Source organism: Streptomyces sp. NPDC059037 (genome assembly GCF_042740015.1).
In the GTDB taxonomy this organism is placed as follows: Bacteria; Actinomycetota; Actinomycetes; order Streptomycetales; family Streptomycetaceae; genus Streptomyces.
In genome coordinates this window covers 1-22,037 of sequence record NZ_JBHYIG010000161.1, presented here as the reverse complement: position 1 = coordinate 22,037, position 22,037 = coordinate 1, and the positions used below count along the sequence as shown (strand labels likewise).

Here is a 22,037-nt window from a genome sequence, read left to right as displayed (position 1 = left end):
CGTGAGCGAGGCCGGGTCGCTAGCGACGACTATTGCAGCGCCCTCCCCACTCCCGTTCTATCCGCTCGTTCTCGTCGCGCCGCCACGCCTCGCGCCCGGCGTGGCGGCTACGCCGCTTTCACGACCTCTTCGCGCACCGCTGTCGCCCACTCGGTCACCAACTGCTCGTACTCCCGCCGCTGTTCGGGCGACAGGCGGCCGTCGGCGCGCAGCCACAGGCCGCGGATCCGCTCGTTCAGCTCCGCGGCAGAGCGCACGGAACCAGAGGGCTGAGGGCTTAAGGGCATGTGGTCAAGCCTAGGGGATAGCTACGACAATCGGAACTGTCCGCTACTGGGCAGATCCTCCAAGTGAGCGTCGAGGGGCTGGTGTTGGGTCTTGTGGCGCGGGGAGGCTGTGACGGATCCCTCAATGGATCACAAGGCCCTGCCTCACCCGGCCGATTCCCCCGCGTGCGGGCTGAGCGTGCCGGCGCCGACGAGGATGAACAGGAGGATGCCGAGCAGGATGCGGTAGTAGACGAACGGCATGAAGGACTTCGTCGTGATGAACTTCATGAACCAGTTCAAGCGTCGAGATCCTGAGCAGCTTTGACCTGCTGTTTCCACCACTCTTCAAGATCGAATGGGAGAGCAGTGGGAGATGGCACCTTCCAGTGCTCTCCCTCGCTGGCCACGAAGCGCAGCCACCTGGTTTGCAGCGAATCGGCAATCTCCTGCTCCATGGTCAGGGTAACGTGCGAGTAGAGACCCTCCAGGCCGGCGACCTCGTGGCCCATGCGGGTCTCCACGGCGATGCGACTGTGCCGATCTTCGTCCAACCACTCCTTGCCGCCGTGACGAAGCAGGTACAGCCGCTTCCCGGCGTATGTGGTCGCAGGGACCTCCGGAAGGGGGCGGCGGGAGGTGACCAGCTGGGGCTGGCCCAGGCGAACCCTCTCGAACTCCTCGGAGGCCGGTCGACCGCGCGAGACCGGCTGCCAGTAGTAGTAGCTGAAGTTTGCGTTGGCCAGCAGCCCGCCGCCAATGGCCGGGAACAGGTACTCGTGATCATGGGTGGCGAGAAGTGCCGTGTGCAGCTCCGCGAGGAATCCGGGGAGGGAGAGATTTCGATGGGATTCGTACTTTGGCGGGAAGAGCTTCACCGGTCCCTTGCCGAACTCGCGTTGGAACTGCCACTGGACACGCAGCGCGGGCAGTGCCGTTGGCCCGTAGCGCTCCAGGGCTTCTTTCCGCCGTTCAAGGTCGGGGTCTGAGGCCGGCCAGTTCGGGTGGCAGAACTCGCGGCGCAGAGCGTAGAGCTCGGCAGGCCGCGTGACCGTGAACGGCATCGTCAGGAAAAAGACATAACCGGCGAAGCCCCAGAAGGTAAGTGCATTGAGGGCAAGTTGGTGCACCTCCTTTATCTGCATATCCTGCTTCTTCTCCCGGGCCTTCTTCGTGTACTTGCCGCGTCGGGACTTCTTCTTCACCGGTGATCCGGCCCGTAGGCCGTCATCGACCGCATCGTCCATGATCATGCTGAACACGAGCCGAATCTCTCTGGCGTACGCATCACCGACACCGGGCTGGGCGTCCAGATGAAGACTCCATGCGCGGTAGTCGGAGGCCTTGATGTCGCCCACGGAGGTCTCGCCCCAGAAGGGCACGATGTGGTTGCGCAGGATGCCGTCGATCGTTCGCCATCGCAGGTGCCCGACGTCCTGCGTCTTGAGCCACTTGGGGCAGTAGGTGGACATGGGGATGCTTCCGTCGCGGCGGCTTATGTAGCGCGCGTTGCGAACGTCGGATTCCCGGTCCAGTCCGTACTCGTAGGCGACCTCCTCGTCGGTGAAGCCACCCTGGCTGTCGTACTCGGGCTTCCCGTTCGGCTTGATGCGGCCGGTCTTCCAGCGGACGCGGCAGAAGTTGCCGCGCCACTCGGTGTAGGGCACCAGGTGTCTCTCTTTCTGGGCGGTAGGGGCAGAGTTCGGCAGTTGAATGAGGCAGATGTGTCGCGGCGTGTGGGACTGCGGGGATCAGGCATGCACCCCTTGGACGCGGCCCGGATCCTGGCGTGGAACGGCCGGGATACCCCCATGACTCGGACCGTCCGCAACGGACACACCATCACTTGGTGGATCACGGAAGCCGCGTTGGGGTGATGTGCAGGCTGCCGGGCATGGGAAAACCCGCCCTGGTCCGGGAGTTCTCACGTCAGGGCGGGTCCGGCGGAGCGAGCCGACCTATGCGCTCCTTCGTCTGGGAGAAGCGAGTCGGGGTGAGGCTGCCGGTCGCGGCATACCCTTAGGGATCACCTCACGCGGCGGGCTTGAACCGGATGGTGGCCGGCGTAGCCGGGCCGCTGCCAGTGGACTTACGTGGAGTGGCCTTGCGGCGGCGGGCCTTGGCCAGTGCCGACGGCCGGGTCATCTCACGGTGAATCTCCCGGATTTCGCGGCAGTCCTGGAGGCTGAACCGCAGAAATTTGCCGAAGCGGTGGTGAGGGAAGCCGCGCTGGTTGGCCCCATCTCGTAGCCACCTCTCGCCGCAGCCGATGACGCGGGCCGCTTCCCCTGGGGCGAGCGTCACCTCGCCCTGCTCAAGGACCCGCATGGCCGCATCGATCATGGCCTCGCGGTCGGCACCGGTGCGCTTCGTTTCGGGGCTAGTCATGGCGCCTCTTCCTTCTGGGGCTGTTGGGGTGCTGCGGCAGCTGGGAGGCGCCCGGGCATGAAGCGAGCGCAGGAACTTGTACGAACTCGTAGACGGCTGGTCCTTGCATGTCAGCGCGGAGTGCACCTTGAAGCTGCGGCACTGCCGACGCTGTGCTGCAGCGATGATGTCGAGTCGGTTCCTGGTGTGTGTCAAGTCCTCATGAGTGGTGCTCCGGTTCGCCTATTAAGGCTCACTCTGAAAGCCTAACGACTGGCGTCTTGACTCGTCAATCAGAACTTCCGCGCTTCGAGGCGAGTCGCTAGTCACTTGCTCAGTCGATCGCTATTACCCTCTTGTTGAATCCCTTAGCTCCTGAATGTCTGTAGCCCGCCATGCATGTGAGCCTCGGGCGCATGCTGGTCGGCACGGCGCGCCGGGTTCGAACCGGACGCGCTCTCAGCCTGGGGCGGGCGCGGAGCGGTCCTGCTGCACGAGCGGGACGATGACCGGTACGCCATGCTCCTGGAGCGGGCGCACCCCACGACGCTGGCTCAGGCCGCGCAGGGCGAAGAGGTGGCGGCGATCGCGGGGAGCGTCAGCAGCCGCCTCGCCGTCCCCGCGCCCGCCGGACTGCCCCGGCTTCAAGACCAGGCCGCCGAGTGGGAGGAGCAACTGCGTCAGGACGCCCGGGACTTCCCCGACGCTCTGTCGTCCCGGACGGTGCAGGCCGCGACGGCGACGGTTCGCGAGCTCGCGCTCCACCAGCCGGACACCCTCATCCACGGCGACCTGAACGCGCGGAACATCCTGGCGGGCACCCGAGAACCCTGGTTGGCTGTCGACCCGAAGGGCTGGGTGGGCGACCGGGCGTACGACTGCGGCACGCTGACCAAGTCCCGGTCGGTGGTCCTCGCGGAGCAGGGAGCTCTGTCCAATGAAGGCTGAGTGTTAGATGTGGTGCGTGGTCCATGAGCGTTCTACCGTGCGCTGCAGGCAGCGCCCTGGTGGTGAGACGGTTCGCTATCGGGTCATCTCTAGGAACTCCCTGATGACAGGCACCTGCCCGTGCTCCCGAAACTTTGCCCGCAGGTCGGCGAGCGTGTTGTTGCCGCGTGCAGAGCTCACACCGCCCATGTGATCGATTGCCTGGCGCGCTGTGAGGATCGCCTCGTCGAGGTCATTCAGTGCCAGGTAGGCCTCGGCGGCGCGCGCCTCGTAGATTGCCGCGCCGCGTGGGAACGAGTCTCCGTCGTAGGTCTCGCTTCGACTGGACACGGCCGCCTGTTCGAAGTGGTGCAGGGCCAGTGCGGGTCGGCCAAGGTTCAATGCTGAACTCCCCAGCAGCTGGTGGATTTCTCCCTGGTTGACCCAGTACAGCGAGGACAGATCCTCGTGGAGAGGCACTGCCCTCTCGTAGGCGCTCAGTGCGGCATTGGCCGCGCGGTCGGAGGCGCGGGGGTCGGCGGCGCGGGCATAGGCGCGGCAGGCACGGGCGTGCAGCATGGCGGTCATCCGCGCTGATCCTGTGGCGTACCCGTAGGTGTGGGCGGTCTCCACCAGGGACGCCGCGGCTCCTGGTTCGTTGGTCGAGTAGCACTTGATCGCCCAGAAAGCGCAGGTGTTTGCCATGACCTCGGGATCACCCGCTTCGAGGGCCAGCTCAGCGGCAGTAGCGAAGTGCTCCTCCGCTGTATCCGGGTCACCGCTGTCATAGGCGGTCCACCCTGCGGCGCGCTGCGCGTCGGCGGCGACGGCGACAAGCCTATGCTCGACGGACTCGGTGTAGGACGCCGAGCGCAGGGTGTCGCTGATCATGTTGTACTCGTCGACGGCTCCGGAGTAGACGTGGCCGGAGCCGATGCGGTCGTCGAGGTGACGCAGTGCGTCGAGGCGCTGTTCATGCAGCGAAGCGAGGCTCGCTCCTACGCGTCGGCCTGTCGTGGCGCTCTCCGCTTCGGCGGGCGTGGGCATCTTGAGGGCGGCAGAAGCGCCGCTGGCTGCGGACAGGATGAGGAAGCGCCGTCGTTGCACGGGGTCACCGGCCCTTTCTGGGGCGTCGTGCAGGGATGTCGTCGCGTGGTGTGCGGACAGGAGCACGTCGGGGACCGCACGTTCGAGCCAGAGGGGCCACCCGAGCCTGATGACATTGTTCGCGGACACGTTGAGGAGGTCGGCGAGAGCCAGTTGCGTGTGTCGGTCTGGCTCCGTGCCCTTCTTCCACCGGTCCAGCTTCTGCCGGTGGGAACCCAGTCCTCCGTAGCCAAGGTTCTTGTGCCGCGCGGCAATGCGCCGCAGGAACGACGCAGCGGTTCCTCCGTGGTGCTGAATCAGGTAATCGAGCAGGACCGCAATGTCTCTCAACGCTCGCCTCCGCAGCCGGGCTTGCCGTATTCACCAGTGTCGCCGGAGGTACGGCCGCGCGGGAGGAGCTCGCGGAGCTGGATGACACCGGGATGACGGGAAGGCCACCGGAGATGACGCCTGCGCCCTTCCTGCACGGAGCGGCGAGGCTTTTGCTATGGGGAGGTCAAGCTCTTTGCCTGACTGCATAGTTGCTCAACCGAACTCAACGCAGGTCCACCACCACCTCGTTCGCAAGTGCGCTGCCTCACCACGATGGTCTGGCCATAGGGGGGAACAGTGCCCACGCCACCGCTCGATGCTGCACAGCGCGGGACGCCGGGATCGACAGGCGCGCTGGTGCCGGACTCCACTCCGGGCTACGAGGCTGCGTACGCCATGGCCCGGAGGGTCGTGTGCGCCGGGTCGTCCTGGACCGCGGCGTTTGGAAACCGGGACGCGGAGCTGCTGCAGCGCACGGTCTACGCGTTCGTACTCGCGCTGAACAGCGGTGCGGAGGCCCCCGTCGTCGCTCTGCCGGTCACGGGCCAGACACAGCCGTTGCTGTGGTCCTTGCGCATCGAACCGGCGCGTGAACTGCTGGATCACACGCGTTTCTGGTCGACTTGGCAACCCCAACGGCCTTCGGGGCAGCTGGGTGAACTGCGCGAGCTGATCGATACCGGGGCCTTTCCCGGTTTCAGCTTCGGCGACGGCGGGGGCACGCAAGGACGCCAGCTGCCGGAAGACCTGCCCTTGCGCTGTGCGGCGGCCATGACGGACGAGGGCGTGGAGTGGGACCTGTCCGCCCCTCGCGCACACTCGGACGAGGGGCGGTTGGAGGCGCTCCTTCAGCAGGCGACGACGGTCCTGACCGCCGTCTGTCATGACCCCGCAGTGTCCCTGACACATCTCGCGCGTGCAGTCAGGGCCGCCAGCTTCGACATCAGTGTGATCACTTCTACGGGCTTTGCTGACCTCGCCGCCTCGCTGAGCGCGTGGGGAACGACGATCGGCCTGCCGTTGAGGGCGCGCCGTATCGAACCCGAAGAAGCGCACGTCGCCGAGTCTTCGCCGGGCATCCTGGAGCCCCCGCGCTGGGGCGCGAATGTGGCCGTGATCGCCCCCGGCCTGGATCTGCCAGCCGGGCCGGAGAACCGGTCGGCCGGGATCAGCAGCGTCGAACTGGCAGGCCGGCTCCCGGACGGGACACCGATCGCAGAGCTCAACGCGAACGAGACGCGCGAGCTGATCGACGAGATCATCGTCCGGGCCCAGTACCTGCGTGCCGGCATCCAGATCCACGACGGCGACGTAATCCTCGATGTCGGCGCGAACATCGGCATCTTCACGCTGTTTGCCGCCTCGCAGGCATCCCAGCTCCAGATCCACGCCTTCGAGCCCGTCCCTGCCGTGGCCGACGTCCTTGAGGCGAACATCCGTGCCCACCGGCTGAGCGCGCGCGTGGAACGAGCGGCGCTCGGGCGCCACAGCGGCCAGGGGGACTTCACGTACTACCCCCAGTCCTCCCTCCAGTCCGGGTTGTACGCCGACCCCGCGGCCGACGAGGAGGTCGTACGCGTCTACGCCCGTCAGCAGACCGATGGGCGCACGGCGATCGCCGCCGCACTGAAGGACCAGGTCGCCGAGGCCCTCGCCCCAGCGATCCACCAGCGCACCGCACAGCCGCACACGCTGACCGTCCCGGTACGGTGCCTGTCCGAGTGGGTCCGGGAACAGGACATCGACCGGATCAACCTGCTGAAGGTGGACGTCGAGCGCGCCGAGGAGGACGTGCTGCTCGGCATCGACCCGGAACACTGGCCGCTCATCGACCAGGTCGTCGTCGAGGTACACGACATTGCCGGCCGCCTGGAACGCATGGTCGCGCTGCTGCGCGCGAACGGATTCCACACCACCGTGGAGCAGGACGCCCTGTTCGCCGGATCCGAGATCCGCATGCTCTACGCCCGGCGCCCCAACCAATCCCGGACAGATAAGCCATGGGTCACACGGCAGATCGCGACCGCCGCCCACTGGGCCGCATCCTCCACGCTCCCCGTCGTGGTCACCGCTGCGCCCGGCACCGCCGACGGCGACATGGCACAAGCCCGCGACGAAGCAGCCGCACACGGCCTGGCGTGGGTCGATCCCCCCGCTGGCGGTGCAACTCTGGCCTGGGCAGAGACCTTGCTGCGCCGCATAACGGCACCAGACCGGCCGGTGACCAAAGCGCTGGTCGTGGACGCGGACAACACACTGTGGGGCGGGGTCTGTGGCGAGGTTGGCCCCGAACACGTCGACACCAGCGGCCCCTACTGCGAGGTGCAGGAGTTCTTACGCCAGCAGCACCGAGCCGGCCGCGCCCTCGCCTTGTGCTCACGCAACAACCTCGACGACCTGCACGCGGTATTCGCCGCACACCCCGACATGCCGCTGCGCCTGGACGACTTCGTGGCCGTTCAAGCCACCTGGGGCCGCAAATCGGAGGCGGTGACCGCGATCGCCGAGTACCTGGGCTTCGCCACCGAGAGCCTGGTGTTCATCGACGACAGCCCCGCAGAGCGGACCGAGGTCGCCCTGCAGCATCCGGCGATGACCGTCGTGGACATCCCGGCGGATCCCACCGACATCCCGAAAGCTCTGCGCGCCACCTGGCAGCTGGCCCTCGACGGCACCACCACCGAAGAGGACCGCGCCCGTGCCCGGCTGATCACCCAGGAAGCCGCGCGCCGCGCCGCCGCCGACCGGACTCCCGATCTCGCCGCCTACCTGCGCGAGCTGGACCTGACGGTAGAGATCGCACCAGCGGCCATAGCCGATGTCGACCGGATCTCCCAACTGGCCGCGCGTACCACTCAGTTCAATCTCCTCCTGCGCCGCCACACCCCGGCCACGGTACGCCAGCTCCTCACTGGGCCGGGTACCGCCCTCACCGTCCGGGTACACGACCGGTTCGGTGACTACGGGCTGGTCGGGTTCGCCTTCGCCGATGCCGATGCCGATGCCGATGCCGATGCCGGGATCCTGCGGGTCCGCGACTTCTTCCTCAGCTGCCGGGCCCTGGGCCGCAACGTGGAGTGGCGACTGCTCCAGGCCCTGGGGGAGCAGGCGGCCACCACAGGACTGAGCGCGGTCGAGTTGCGCGCCGCATCGGGCCCTCGCAACCAGCCGGCCCACGCCTTCGTCCGCACCGCCCACACGCACTTCGCCGCGACATCACCTCCTACCGGAGCCCTACTCGACCCGGCGCGTGTGGTGCGCGCGGACTGGCGGGAGATCGAGGCCCCGCGACCGCACCCACCCCGCCTCCCACCGAGCCGTGCTCACGCCACTGACCGCAGGCACGTTCGCTGGCCTGTCTCCCTCGACGCCGCGCACCGCGCGGCCGCCGTCACCCAGCCAGGAGAACAGAACGCCCTCTCGACCGTGTTCGTCGCTCCAGAGACCGCCGCCGAGCGCCAGATCACCGTTGTGTGGGAGGAGACCCTCGGCATCCGGCCCATCGGTGCCTTGGACGACCTGTTTGCCCTGGGCTGCGACTCACTCACCGCGGCGGTGATCTGCGTCCGACTGCACGGGGCCGGCGTGCACCTCGCCATCGGGGACCTGCTGCAGCAGCCCACCGTTCGGGGCTGCGCCCGCCTGTCGCGCCCCGTTGAGCCGGCCCCCGCGGCCCCCGCTGACGCGGGTGAGCAGGCGGTCCCGTCCCTGGGACAGGCGCGGATCTGGGCCGCCGAGCACATCCAGGTGCACGGCAACAGCCAGATCATCCCCACTGCCCACCACATCACCGGGCCCCTAGACACCGGCCGTCTTCGCCATGCGTTTCAGACCGTCGTGGCACGGCATCCGGCGCTGCGCACCGCGCTGGACGGCAACGACGGACGCCTCCGCTGCTACCTGATGCCGCCCAGCACTTTCAACCTGGAGTTCGGGGACCTCACGGCCCACTCGGCAGCCGGGTGCGACGCGGCGGCCGAGAAGGCCGCGCGCGCGTTCTTCGCGGCGCGGTTCGACCTTCAGGCGGGGCCGCTGCTGCGGGCTGCCGTGCTCCGTCTGGCGCCCGATGACCACGTCCTCCTGATGGCAGCGCATCACAGCGCCTGCGACGGCTGGTCCATGGACGTTCTGCACCGGGACCTCAGTGCCACCTACGCAGCCCCCGACGCATTGGAGACCGCGACGCCGACGCCGTTCGCGGACTACCAAAGGTCCCTGGCCGACCGCATCGAGCGGGGCGACTTCCGCGCGGCCGTCGAGAAGATCCACCACACCCTCGGACCGCTCCCAACCACGCCGGTGGGACCAGTACTCGCGTTCCCGCACGAGACGGTCCCGGCGCCGCATCATGTGCGGTTCGCCCTGGACCTGCCGCTGACCCAACGCGTACGCGCCGCCGCCCAAAGCCGCGCGACCACGCCGTTCCATCTCTACCTGGCCGCCTACCAGCTACTCCTGGCTGCGGCGAGTGACGCCACGACGCTGATCAGCGGCAGCCCGGTGGCCAACCGGCAGGACCCGGCCTACACGGGCACGGTCGGCTTCTTCACGAACCTGGTGCCCATCCGCACCGGCATCGACTGGTCCTCCCACCTCGGCGCCCACCTCACGGCGGCGATCGGCGCCAGCACGCGCGCACTGCGCCATTCCGAGGTGCCGTACGGGCTGCTCACCCAAGCCCACCCGGCCTCGGGCGGCCTGTTCGACAACCTCTTCACGCTGCAGCCGCCTCCGTCCCACCCCCTCACCCTGCACAACTGCCAGGTCGCCCCCGTCGAACCCGCACAGTGGCCGCAGCCCTACCCGCTGATGCTCGACCTCCAAGAGCACCCCGAGGGTGCGAGTGCCCTTCTGCGCATCGACGCCCAGACCCGCGGGCCCGACCGTGCCGACTGGTTCGCCGAGGCCTACCCGCTCGTCCTTCACGCCGTCAGCTCCCGGCCCGGCCTGCCCCTGGACCACCTGCGCGCCGCCCTGCGTCCGCCTCACCCCGCTCCGCCTCAGCCGGCCCGGCGTCTGCCCGCGCCGAACGGACAGGAGACCACCCGAGATGTCTGACCTCCACGCCCCCGGGACACTCCCGAGCCGCATGTCCGGGGCCACTCGCCCCGCGCCCGTCCGCACGCTCCTGGAGGCCTTCGACGCCCAGGCCGACCGCACCCCGACCGCCCCGGCGGCCGCGGATGACCGCACCCAGGTCAGCTACCGGAATCTTCAGGACACCAGCGCCGCACTGTCCGAGGTCCTGCACGAACGGGGTGTCGCGCCAGGCGACCCAATCGCCGTGTGCACGAGCCGCCGCATCCCGCTGCTGACCGCGCTGCTGGCCGCATGGCGCTGCGGCGCCCACTACGTACCTCTCGATCCCACCTGGCCGCCCGCCCGCATCGACGACTTCCTCGCCGATGCCGCACCCCGGCTGCTGATCACCGACGCGGACACCACCGGTCTGCCGACCCCGGCCGGGCTGGCCGAGCTCCGCGCCGACGAGCCGCCCACGGTGACCACTTCGACGGCGCGGCTCTCGTCGCGCACCCGGCTCTCCGGCACCGCCTACCTCATCTACACCTCCGGAACGACCGGCCGGCCCAAGGGCGTCCCGATCACCCACGGCGCGCTGATGCAGTACTTGACCTGGGCCTCCCACCACTACGACACCGCGGGCGGCACCGGGACCCTGGTCCACTCCTCGATCGCCGCCGACCTGACCGTCACCAGCCTGCTGCTGCCGCTCACGACCGGGCAGCGCGTCCACCTGGTGCCGTCCGACGACCCGGTAGACGTGGCCCGGACGCTCAGCGAAGCGCGGGATCTGAGTCCGCTGAAGGTGACCCCCGGCGGCCTGAAGCTGCTGACCAAGCTCCTCACCGGCGAGCAACTGGGCCGAGCGGTACGGCACCTGGTGGTCGGCGGAGAGCAGCTGACCAACCATGCCCTGTCGGGGTTGGACGTGCCCGGCCTCACGGTGACCAACGAGTACGGGCCGACCGAGGCCACCGTCGGCTGCACCGCCTACACCTTCCGCTGCGGCACACCCGTGCCGGACCCGGTGCCCATCGGCCGGCCGGTGTGGAACACCACCGTGGAACTGCGCACCCCGGACACCAACGAATCCATCCCGCCCGGCGGCACGGGGGAACTCGTCGTGAACGGGCCCCAGGTGGCCGCCGGGTACCAGGACCGGCCCCAGGAGAGCGCCGCCCGCTTCTCCACCGACACGCGGGGCGAGCACGCCTACCGCACCGGTGACCTCGCCCGGATCCGGCCCGACGGCCACCTGGAGATGCTCGGCCGGATCGACGACCAGCTGAAGATCCACGGCTACCGCGTGGAACCTGCCGAGATCGAAGCCGTCCTGACCGGTGCCCCGTCCATCACCGACGCCGCCGTCGTTGCCACCCGCCCCAACACGACCGGGACCCCGGTCCTGAGCGCCTTCCTCGTCCCCGCGACCACGGCACAGAAGGACAGCGTCATCGAGGTAGCCCGGACCCTGTGCGAACGGCAACTGCCCTTCTACGCCCGCCCCGACCACCTGCACGTTCTGGACGCCCTGCCCCTGCAGCCGAGCGGCAAGGTCGACCGCCACACCCTGGCCCAACCCCCCAATCCGGACCCGGCCCCCGCCGACCGCGGAGGCCTGCCCGACCACGACGAACCGGTCCTGGGCACCCTCGCCCGGCTGTGGACCGACATCCTGGGCGAGCCGCCGCACAGCAAGGAAGCCAACTTCTTCTCCAGCGGCGGCGACTCCCTCAAAGCCGTCCTCTACGCCAGCGCCGTACAGCGAGCCGGCCTGCGCCTGACCGTTCACGACGTACTGCACCACCGCACCCTCGGCCGGATTGCGGAGGTCCTCACCGCTACCCAGGCCGCCGACCAGGCCACGGTTACCGACGGGCCCGTTCCGCTCAGTGCCCTGCAGACCGCCGTCCTCACCAGCCGGCCGATACCCGGGACCTGGACCCTGCGGTACCTGGCCGCGGCGCCGCACCAGAACGTCGATCCGATCCGGCTGCAGCAGGCGTACGAAACGGTCATGCGCCGGCATCCGGCGCTGCGCTCCACCTTCTCCTTCGCCGACAGCGGAGGCTGGTCGTCCCGGCTCGCCCCGTTCACCACGCGCGGCATCCACCTCCTGGACCTGAGCGGGCATCAGGCCGGGGACCACGACAAGGCCGTGGACCGCGGCCTGGCCGAGCGCGAGGGGCACCTCAGCCTGACGGGTCCGCTCGTCGACCTCGTTCTGATCGGCGGTGGGGGCGCGCCCCGGATCGCCTGGATCGTCCACCACCTGGTCGCCGACCTCGTCTCTCTGCAGATCCTCACCCACGATCTGTGGCACGCCTACGACCACCCCGCCTCGCACCCGGCGGCGGCCGACGACGGATACGTCCACTGGCTGAAGTCGGCCCAGCACGTGCCCGACCTGCCCACCGGGCCGTGGCTCACCGACAGCCCGCGCACCACGGCCTCCCGCCTGGGCCCGGACGTCCGCGACACGCTGATCACGGCACGGAAGGAGTCCTCACGCCGCCCGCTCGCACTCCTGGCCAGTGCACTGCTCGCAGCCGTCGCCGAGGTCCGGCCGGACCTGCCCGCCGCACTATGCGTGGAACTCCACGGGCGTGACCGCGCCGGGCACGACCTCGCCGCCACGGTCGGCTGGCTCACCTCCCTACACCCCGTGCACGCTCCACGTGCCCTGCTGGCCGACCCGGCCGCCCTTGTCGGCGCAGTGCACACCCAGCTCGAGAACACCTCCCCGACCTCCCCGGCGACGCATGGGGCGTTGGCACCCCTCGCCCTGAACTACCTCGGTGAACTTCCGGAAGGGGCGCTGGAGCTGCCGCCCATCGGAGCGTCGGGGCCGCTCTTCGGGCTGGAAGTCGTCTGCTTTACCCAGCCCGGCGCGCTCCAGATCCGCTGGCGGGCCTGCCCGAGCTGGATGCCCGACGCCACCGTGACCCGCCTTGCCGCGGCCTTCGCCCGCCACGCCGCAGCGCTCCCGCCACCGGGCACCGGCACTGCCACCGCCCACGAACTGGCCGAGATCACCGCTGCCTTCGGAGATGAGGGACCATGAGTAACACCGCCTTCACCGCGCTCTACCCCACGACGCCCGCGCAACAGGGCTTCCTGCTGGGTACCCTCACCAGCCCCGACACCGCGGTCTTCGTCGAGCAGACCGTCCTCCCGCTGACCGGCCCGCTCGACCTCGCCCGACTGCAGGCCGTGGCCACACAGATGGTCACGGACCACGAGATCCTGCGCACCGCCCTGCTCTGGGACCTCTCCAGCGACCCGCGGCAAGTCGTCTGCGCCAGCGCCGAGTTACCCATCGAGCAGTGCGACAGCAGCGGCAAGACCGACGCCGAGCAGCGCGCTGACCTCGACTTGCTCCTCCACCGCCAGCGGAACACCCCCTTCGAACTGCACCGCCCACCGCTGCTGCGCCTGGCCGTCCAACACCTCGACGCCCGACGCCACCAGCTCGTGTGGAGCCACCACCACGCGATCCTCGACGGCCGCGCCCACCTGCTTCTCGCCACCGAACTCCTGCACCGCTACAACGCCCGCTCCCGCCCCGCCCCGCAGCCGCCGTTCGGCCCGTACGCCGACTGGCTGGCCGGACAGCCCCGCGAGCAGCAACAGGCGCACTGGACCAAGCACCTCGACGGATACCCGGGCTGCGCCCCGCTGCCGCGCACACCCCCGGCCCAGAACGCCGACAGGTTCGCCTCGCACACCCGTGACCTGCCCGACACGCTGGTCGCGGACCTCACCGCCTTCACCCAGGTACACGGCACCACCGCCTCCGCGGCTCTGGTGGCCTGCTGGAGCCTGATCGCCGCCCGCCAGCGCGACCGGGCGGACACCGCGATCGGCGTCACCGTCTCCGGGCGATCCCACCCCTACCCGGACGCCGCGACCCTCGCGGGCCCGCTGGCCTCGACCGTGCCCCTGCGCTGCCCGCCCGCCCTGCACGAGAACGTCGGCGCGTGGATCAGCCGCGTCCACGACGAACTGACCCGCGCCGACCAGTACAGCGGCTGCTCCTCCGCCGACCTGCACACCTGGGGCGGAATTCCCGAAGGACAGAGCCTGTACGACAGCGTCATCGCCATCGCCAACTACCCTCACACGCCTGCACACCAGGCTGACGCGGAGGAGGACGGCGGGCTCCTCGTTCTGGATGCTGCGGGAATCCAGGCATACGGCGGCCGCACCCGCCACGCCCTGACCCTGGTCGTGGAGATGACGACCGGACTGCGACTGCGCCTGGTCAACGACCGCTCCCAGATCAGCGACGAGCAGGCGGGAGCGGCCCTGGACGTGATGTGCGCCCTGCTCGCCCGGCTGAAGCCCAGCACCCAGCATGAGGTCGGCGACCTCGCCACCTACACCGCCGCCCTCGCGCCGTTCCCCGACGCCCCGCCGCAGCCGACGAGCACTGGCAGCGCGGCCGAGTACGGCCAGGATCCGGCCCTCACCGTCGTCGTCGCCCACTTCACCGCACTGCTGGGCCACCCCGCGGAACCCGACACCGACTTCCTCGCCGCCGGCGGGCACTCCCTGCTGGCGCTGCGCCTGGTCACCCGGCTGCGGGCCGCGTTCGCCGTCGACCTCCCCCTCGGCGCCGTCCTCCAGGCGCCCACCCCGCGGGCCCTGGCCCAGCTTCTGCGCAAGCTCGTCCTGGGCGCCACCGGCGCCGAGCCGCCCGGCGCGCTGCCCCCGCTTCCCGCGAGCATGGGCGAGAGCAACGAGCCCTTCGCGCTGACCGGTATCCAGCAGGCCTACTGGGCTGGCCGCCGCGACGACTTCGACCTCGGCTGCGTCGATTCCCACCTGTACGCCGAGGTGGAGATGCCTCACCTCAATGTCGACCGGCTCGCCCGCGTGTGGCGCGCCCTGATCGACCGGCATCCCATGCTTCGCGCCGTGATCACGAAGGACGGTCGGCAGCAGATCCTGCCCACCGTGGCTCCGTACGAGATCCGCACCCTGGATCTGCGACAGAGCGCCGACTGCGGGAATCACCTCGAAGCCGCCCGCACCCGGCTGTCCCACCCGCGCCGCGACACCGCCGCCTGGCCGCTCTTCACGATCGAAGCCGCCCTTTTGCCCGACGGCGTGACCCGGCTGTTCCTGTCCTTCGACCTCCTCATCGGCGACGCCCTGAGCTGGCAGATCCTCTACCGCGAAGCCACCGCCCTTTACCGGGACCCGGACACCAAACTGCCGCCGCTCACCATGACGTTCGCGGACTACGTCGCCCACCAGCACACCGTGACGTCCAGCGACCGCTACGGCCGCGACCGCGCCTACTGGCGCGCCCGCCTGCCCGAGCTGCCCGCACCGGCACCCCTGCCGGTCCTTCCGGCCCACCGCGGCGACGACCATCCCCGCTTCCACCGCCTGCAGTCCCTGTGGGCGCCCGAAGAGCTCAGGACGCTGCGGGCCGTGGCCGCCGCCCACGGGACGACGCTGTCCGCGCTCCTGCTCGCCGCGTTCAGCGACAGCCTCGGCCGCTTCACCAACACCCGCTCCTTCCTGATCAACGTCACCGTCTACAACCGGCCGCCGATCAACCCGCAGATCAACCAGGTCGTCGGCGACTTCACCTCCACCGTTTTGACGAGCGTGGACCTGACGGGGACGACGTTCGCCGAGCGGCTGCGCACGCTGCAGCACCAGCTGTGGGCGGACTTGGACCACAGCACCTACAGCGGCGTCGACGTGCTGCGCGACCTTCGCGGCACCCCCCAGGGGATAGCCGGTGCGCCCGTCGTGTTCACCAGCACCCTCGACATGGAGGTGTCCGGCGAGGACCCTGGCCCGTTCCCCGGCCGGATCGTCCACGGCATCGGACAGACCCCGCAGGTCCTGCTCGACTACCAGACCTACGAGGCCGCCGGCCAGTTGGTGATCAACCTCGACACCCTCGCCCGAGCACTGCCCGAGGGCTTCGTCCAGGCCCTGATGGACGAACACGCCGTCGTGCTGCGCACCCTGATTGAGGACCCGGCGGCCTGTGAGCGTCCGCACCTCGTCCTGCCGGCCGCCCCCGTGGAGCTCCCCGGGCCGCTCGGCGGCGGGCAGCTGCTGCACCAGCCCTTCCTGGACCGTGTCCGAGACCACCCCGAACGGGTCGCGCTGCGGTGCGGCGGCCGGACGCTGACCTACGGCGACGTCCACGACCGCGCCGGCGAGGTGGCCGCCCGGATCAGCGCCGCGCCGCCCGACGGTGACTTGATCGCTCTGGCCTGCGACCCTGGGGCGGAACAGGCCATCGCGGCCCTCGGTGTGCTGCTTGCGGGGTACGCCTACGTCCCCATGGACGCCTCCTGGCCCGCCCAGCGCATCGACGACCTTCTGACCCACACCGGCGCACAGCTGGTGCTGACGCACCGCACGGCGGCCGACCGACTCGCCCCGCTGCCCACGCGGGTCATCGTCATCGACGACGGCCACCCGGCTCCGTCCGGGGAGCAGCCCGGCCATCGGCCCCGTAAGGACACCGACCTCGCGTACGTCATCTTCACGTCCGGTTCGACCGGCTGGCCCAAGGGCGTGATGATCTCCCACCGCGGAGCCCTGAACACCGTGCTCGACATCAACCGCCGCTACGACGTCGGCGCCTGCGACGTGCTGCTCGGCGCGAGCTCGTTCGCCTTCGACCTGGCCGTGTACGACCTGTTCGGTGCACTCGCCGCCGGAGCCACCCTCGTTCTGCCCACGCGAGAGGAGCGAACCGATCCGGCCGTCTGGGTCCGCCTGATCCGCACCTGCGGCGTCACCGTGTGGAACTCGGTGCCCACCCTGGCGGGGCTGCTGCTCGAGGCCCTGCCCGCCACCGCCGAAGACAGCCTGAAATCAGTTCGGTTGTGGCTGCTCAGCGGCGACTGGATCCCGCTTGCGCTCCCCGGCCGGCTGCGGGACCGCGCGGGGGAGTGCCAGATCATCTCCCTGGGCGGAGCCACGGAGGGCTCCATCTGGTCGATCCTCCACGAGATCGGCGACATCGAGGACGGATGGGCCAGCATCCCCTACGGCACTTCCATGACCGGCCAGCGCGTCCAGGTCCTCGACGAGAATCTGCTGCCCTGCCCGGTGTGGGCCCCCGGTCAGATCCACATCACCGGCCACGGCACCGCCCTCGGCTACTGGGGCGAACCCGAGCTGAGCGAGACCGCGTTCGTCTTCGACGGCCGCACCGGTCAGACCTGGTATCGCACAGGGGACTGGGGACGCCTTCTACCAGGCGGCACGATCGAGTTCCTCGGCCGCCGCGACGACCAGGTCAAAATCTGCGGCTACCGCGTCGAACTCCGTGAAGTCGAGACCGCCCTGGGAGCTCTGGACGGCGTCGAACAGGCCGCCGTGATCGTCACCGGCGAGCGGAGTGACCGGCGCCTTCACGCCGTCGTCGTCTCCACACGCCTGCTGCCCGAGCTGCGGGCCGAGCTCACCGAGCGCCTGCCCGCCCACATGCTCCCGGCCACCCTCACCCAGCGGACGGACCTGCCGCGCACCGCGACCGGCAAGATCGACCGCGCGGAACTCGCGCGCGCCGTCCCCCAGCCCGACCCGACCGCGCCCGCCCTCAATCGCGGGGGAGCGGAGCACACCGGGCCCCTGCAGGACGCGTTGTGCGTGCTGCTGCCCGCCCCGGCAGGCCTCGACGACGACCTCCTGGAGGCCGGACTGACCAGCATCGACGTCATCCGCATGGCCAACCTCGTCGAGCAGCACACCGGTCTGCGACCGAACCTCACCGAGTTCTACCAGGCCCCCACCCTGCGCACCCTGCTCCAGCACACCGCCGGCGACCGCACGGACCATCTCCCCACGGCGGTGACGGACACCTCGCCGTGGACGGCCCCGACGCTCACCGACCCCGGAGAACGGGAGACCTTCCGCTCCGCCCGGCCCGCCTACCCGCCCGCTCCAGCCCACCGGATACTGCCCGCCGCACCGCCTGGCGCGACCGCCTCCCGTGCCCGGCGCTTCACCCCGCGTCGCTTCAGCGACCAGCCGGTGACGGCCGACGCACTGGGACACCTGCTGGAGAGCCTGCGCCGCGACCTGGCCCCCGGGCGCAGCGGCTTCCTGTACCCCTCGGCCGGCGGGCTCTACAGCGTCCAACTCCACCTCTACGCGAACCCCGGACGTGTGGCCGGTCTGGACGGCGGCGTCTACCGCTACCACCCCGACGCTCATGACCTCATCGAGCACGCCACCGGCATCGACCTCGATCCGGCGGCCGTGCACCTGGGCCCGGTCAACCGGCGTGCGGCCATGAGCGCCGCCTTCACCCTGTTCCTCGTCACCGACCCCACCGACTCCGCGCCCTTGTACGGGCCGGACGCCGAGCCGCTCGCCCTCCTGAACGCCGGATACATGGGGCAGCTGCTGTGCGAGCGGGCCGCCGAGGCCGATCTCGGGCTGTGCCCGGTGCACGGTGTCGACTTCGCCCCGGTGCGCTGGCTGCTGCCCGAGGGCGAGCGCCTCGTCCTGCTGCACACCCTGCTCGGCGGTATCCCAGCCAACGAGACCAACGGGACCAGCGGGACGGAGGAAAGCGCATGACGGCCCGGTCGCTGATCGTGGACACGGCGCCGCTTTCCCCGGGGCAAGAGCGGCTGATCGCCGATGAGTTCGCGCGCCCCGGCGGGGTCTGGCCCGAGCTCGGCGAGCCGACCCGGTTGCGGCCGATCGACACCGGCGCCGTCCTCATCGACGGCCCGCTGGACACCCAAGCCCTGCAGCGGGCCGTATCCGCGCTGATCATCCGGCAACCCGCCCTGCGTACCCGCCTGCACCGCCTGGCCGACACCACCCCGATCCAGCTCGTCGCCAGCTCCCTGCCCGGCCAGGTGCACCACAGCCGCCTGTCCCACGGCACCCATCCGAGCCGGGAGACGCTGCTCGCCCAGAGCCAGCCGCTCCACGTCGACCCGCGCAGCGATCCTCTCTTCCGTACCCACCTGATCCGCCTCGGCGAGCACCGGCACGTCCTGCTCCTGCAGATCCACCACTTCGTCAGCGACGGATGGTCGATCGGCATCCTCTACCACGACCTCGCCGAGCTCTACAACGCCGCCCGCACCGGCCGCCCCGCCGACCTGCCGCCACTGCCGCGTACCTTCGCCGCCGTGAGCCGCGACATGCGCACCGAACGCCGCAGCCCGCAACTGCGCCGCCAACTCGCCTTCTGGCGAGAGCGCCTCCAACATCTTGGCCCGGCCATGGCCTTCACCCGCGAGCCGGTCAAGCACGACACCGGGCGACGCCCGGTCAACGTCCAGCGCGTCCACATTCCCGCCCCTGCTGTCCGTGGTCTTCGCGCCAGCGCACGTGGCGGCGTGCGCGGTCCGCTCGCCGGCCCGTTCCTTGCCGCGCTCGCCCTGCTCCTTCACCACCAGAGCGCGGCCACCGACATCCGCATCGGCATGATGATCTCCAACCGGGCCCGGCCGGACACCGAGCACCTAATCGGCTACTTCGTCAACACCGCGGTGATCCGGCTCCGACTGCACCCCGAGCTAACCGCCGCCGAGCTGACCGAGGCCGCGAACGAGGCCGTACGCCAGGCTCTTGAGCACCAGGCCCTGCCCATCCAGGACCTCAAGCGGGACCTGCACCAGGGCCCAGACCCGCTGTATCAGGTCACCCTCGCCCTCAACACCATGCGCGCCCACACGCTGACCGTGGACGGAGCGGACTGCCAGGACATCGACATGGAGGAGACCGGCCCGCGGACGGCGCCCACCACCATCGAACAGCGCTGGGTCATCGAGGAGCGGGCCGGGGCCCTGAGCGGCACGCTCACCTACCAGGCCGGCACGTTCGCGCCGCCGCAGATCCGCATGGCGCTGGGCCACCTCGACCAGGCCATCGCCGCCGTCACCGCCGGGCACCCCACCGTTGCCGCCATCACCAGCGCCTTCCGTCACCCAGGGGTGAGGACATGACCCCGGGCCACCGCGCACAGACCACGGCCCCCGGCCTCACCGCGGTCCTCGACGCGTACGGGCTGACCCCGTCGGAGTTGCGACCGCTACCCGGCGGCATGGAGAACACCCACGCGCTGGCCGAGTCCCCTCACGGCCTGGTCGTGATCACCCAGCTCCGCAAGAAGGCCCCGGAGGCCGCCGAGGAGTACGCCCGCTTCCTGAACCGGCTGGAGCAGGCCGACATCCCGGCCCCACGCCTGCGCCGGCACCGTGACGGCGGCTGGGTCACCAGCCATGACGGGCATCCCGTGATCGTGTGCGGCTACATCCCCGGCCGCCACCACGCGGTGCTTTCGCCGCAGCTCGTCGAGGACGTCGGCACCGTCCTGGGCCGCACCCATCGCACCGTACCGGCGCCGGACGCGACGCTGGCGCCCCACCTTCGGCTGACCAGCTCCGAGGCGGCGCTCCTCGCCAACCTGCCCGACACCCCCTTCGCACGGTGGGCCCGCGCCACCCACCGAGCCGTCGCCCACGTGACCGCGCAGAGCGGGAGCGAGTCGCTCGTGGCGGTGCACGCCGATGTGTTCCCGGACAACGTCATCGTCACGGACAGCGGTGGAGTCGTCCTCATCGACTGGGAGGACTGCTCCGCGGACCTTCCGGTCGTCGATGTCGGCATGGCGCTGATCGGCCTGTGCTGCTCCTCCACCGGGTTCTCCGTACGGCGTGCACGTCGCCTGATGCGCGGCTACCGCACCGGAAGCGGCATCGTCCTCGACCCGGCTCTGGTCCGGGACGCCGCGCTGCACGCGGCCGTCCTCGTCGCCCTGCGCCGCTACCAGTGGCGCCAGGAAGGCCATCTGCCCGCCGACTCCTCCCGCTCGCACACCGTCCTCGCCCGCAGCGCGCGGGACCTGGAGCAGCGCTGGCCGGAGGTCGCCGGGCGTTGACCCCGCCGCCGAATGCGCCGCACCGCTGTCCTCGCCCGAGCAGAAAGTGACCCGCCATGCCCCGCGATCAGGTCCTCGTCATCGTCCCGCCCAACTCCAACACCGTCATCGACGGACACCTGCTGACCGTGACCCGGCCCGAGGAGCACAGCGACTGGTCGGACTTCCTGTGCCTGGGCGCCCTGTCCCTCGCCTCCGCCCTGGAGAACAACCCTCAGCTCACCCCGCTCTACATCGACGGCACGGTCATCGACCTCGACGACGTCCTGACCTACATCACCGAACACGCCGAACGCATCCTGGCGGTCTGCCTGGGCATGCTCACCGCGAACTTCGAGGCCGGCGTCCTCATCGCCCGCCACACCAAGGACACCGACCCGCACATCACCACCGTCGCGGGCAACGACCACTTCTCCTCCCTGTGGCGCGAGTGCATGGCCGCCGCGCCCTGCCTGGACTACGGCTTCGTCGGCAACGAGATCATCGGCCCCTTCACCCGCCTGATCGTCGCCCTGCGCACCGGCGCGGACATCGACCCCGGCGCCTTCCCCGGCCTCGTCCACCGCACCGGCGGCGGCGCGCACCTCACCCCGCCCGGCGCCGAGCCCGTGTTCACCGGATTCGACTACTCCCTCGTGGACCGCGCCTTCCATCAGACCCCCCTCTACACCGGGCACTTCCAGCAGCGCATCGCGCCGCGCCTGCACGAGCTGCTGGGCCGCAAGGTGCGTGCCGGGGTTCCCGTCGAGATCGGCAGGGGCTGCGTGAAGTTCGCTGGCGACGACGCGTGCAGCTTCTGCTCCATCCACCCTGGGACGACGCTGTGGCGCAACCAGTTGGACGCCGCCCAGGCCTGGAACGTCGTGGAAGCCGCTGTCACGGCAGGCTACGACTACCTCTACCTGACCGCCGACGAACTGCCCCTTACGTTCGCCAAGCTCCTCACCGCCATGAACGCCACCCAGCCCGCCTGGTGGACAGCCCTCCCGGACACCGACCGGCCCGTGCTGGTCGGCTACGGGCGCGCCGACGGCATCGCCGACCCGCGGCGCACCGCACTGCTCACCGGCTTCGGCGTACGCCAGATCATGATCGGGATGGACGCCGGAGCACCCCTGTCGCTGGGGGGCAATTTAAAAACCCTC

The 22,037-nt window shown here is 70.1% G+C and carries 10 protein-coding genes and 2 pseudogenes; 7 read left to right on the top strand and 5 right to left on the bottom strand.

Features of this window, described 5'->3' with window-relative positions; translation table 11 throughout:
- Positions 1-107: 107 nt before the first annotated feature.
- The 4 genes and pseudogenes from ACFWY6_RS28285 to ACFWY6_RS28270 all read right to left on the bottom strand — a co-directional run bounded on the left by ACFWY6_RS28285 (position 108) and on the right by ACFWY6_RS28270 (position 2,654).
- On the bottom strand, positions 108-287 hold the full coding sequence (locus ACFWY6_RS28285; protein ID WP_266869203.1) for a hypothetical protein: 180 nt from the start codon (positions 285-287) through the stop codon (positions 108-110).
- 144 nt (positions 288-431) lie between these two features.
- Positions 432-563 (bottom strand): annotated as a pseudogene (locus ACFWY6_RS28280) (undecaprenyl-diphosphatase); the annotation flags it as partial.
- Positions 564-565: 2 nt separating this feature from the next.
- A complete protein-coding gene (locus ACFWY6_RS28275) occupies positions 566-1,933 on the bottom strand; it encodes an integrase (protein ID WP_384695948.1) in 1,368 nt (455 codons plus the stop codon).
- A 364-nt stretch (positions 1,934-2,297) separates the two neighbouring features.
- A complete protein-coding gene (locus tag ACFWY6_RS28270; protein WP_384695946.1) occupies positions 2,298-2,654 on the bottom strand; it encodes a hypothetical protein in 357 nt (118 codons plus the stop codon).
- 423 nt (positions 2,655-3,077) lie between these two features.
- Between ACFWY6_RS28270 and ACFWY6_RS28265 the strand changes: the two are divergent.
- Positions 3,078-3,548, top strand: a pseudogene (locus ACFWY6_RS28265) (aminoglycoside phosphotransferase family protein); the annotation flags it as partial.
- A gap of 108 nt (positions 3,549-3,656) precedes the next feature.
- Here the strand turns inward: ACFWY6_RS28265 and ACFWY6_RS28260 are convergent.
- Positions 3,657-4,997, bottom strand: a complete 1,341-nt coding sequence (locus ACFWY6_RS28260) for a transcriptional regulator (protein WP_384695943.1) — start codon at positions 4,995-4,997, stop codon at positions 3,657-3,659.
- Between the two features lie 279 nt (positions 4,998-5,276).
- Between ACFWY6_RS28260 and ACFWY6_RS28255 the strand changes: the two genes are divergently transcribed.
- From ACFWY6_RS28255 to ACFWY6_RS28230, 6 genes are all read left to right on the top strand, one after another.
- Complete coding sequence (locus tag ACFWY6_RS28255) at positions 5,277-10,037, top strand: FkbM family methyltransferase (RefSeq protein ID WP_384695940.1); 4,761 nt, start codon at positions 5,277-5,279, stop codon at positions 10,035-10,037.
- A complete protein-coding gene (locus tag ACFWY6_RS28250; RefSeq protein ID WP_384695937.1) occupies positions 10,030-13,065 on the top strand; it encodes an amino acid adenylation domain-containing protein in 3,036 nt (1,011 codons plus the stop codon). The genes ACFWY6_RS28255 and ACFWY6_RS28250 overlap by 8 nt, the downstream gene beginning before the upstream one ends.
- On the top strand, positions 13,062-18,572 hold the full coding sequence (locus ACFWY6_RS28245; RefSeq protein WP_384695935.1) for an amino acid adenylation domain-containing protein: 5,511 nt from the start codon (positions 13,062-13,064) through the stop codon (positions 18,570-18,572). Before ACFWY6_RS28250 ends, ACFWY6_RS28245 begins: the two co-directional genes overlap by 4 nt.
- Complete coding sequence (locus ACFWY6_RS28240) at positions 18,569-19,957, top strand: condensation domain-containing protein (RefSeq protein ID WP_384695932.1); 1,389 nt, start codon at positions 18,569-18,571, stop codon at positions 19,955-19,957. The genes ACFWY6_RS28245 and ACFWY6_RS28240 overlap by 4 nt, the downstream gene beginning before the upstream one ends.
- Positions 19,954-20,892, top strand: a complete 939-nt coding sequence (locus ACFWY6_RS28235) for a phosphotransferase (protein ID WP_384695929.1) — start codon at positions 19,954-19,956, stop codon at positions 20,890-20,892. The genes ACFWY6_RS28240 and ACFWY6_RS28235 overlap by 4 nt, the downstream gene beginning before the upstream one ends.
- A 56-nt stretch (positions 20,893-20,948) precedes the next feature.
- On the top strand, positions 20,949-22,037 hold a 1,089-nt coding region (locus ACFWY6_RS28230; protein ID WP_384695926.1), incomplete at its 3' end, for a hypothetical protein.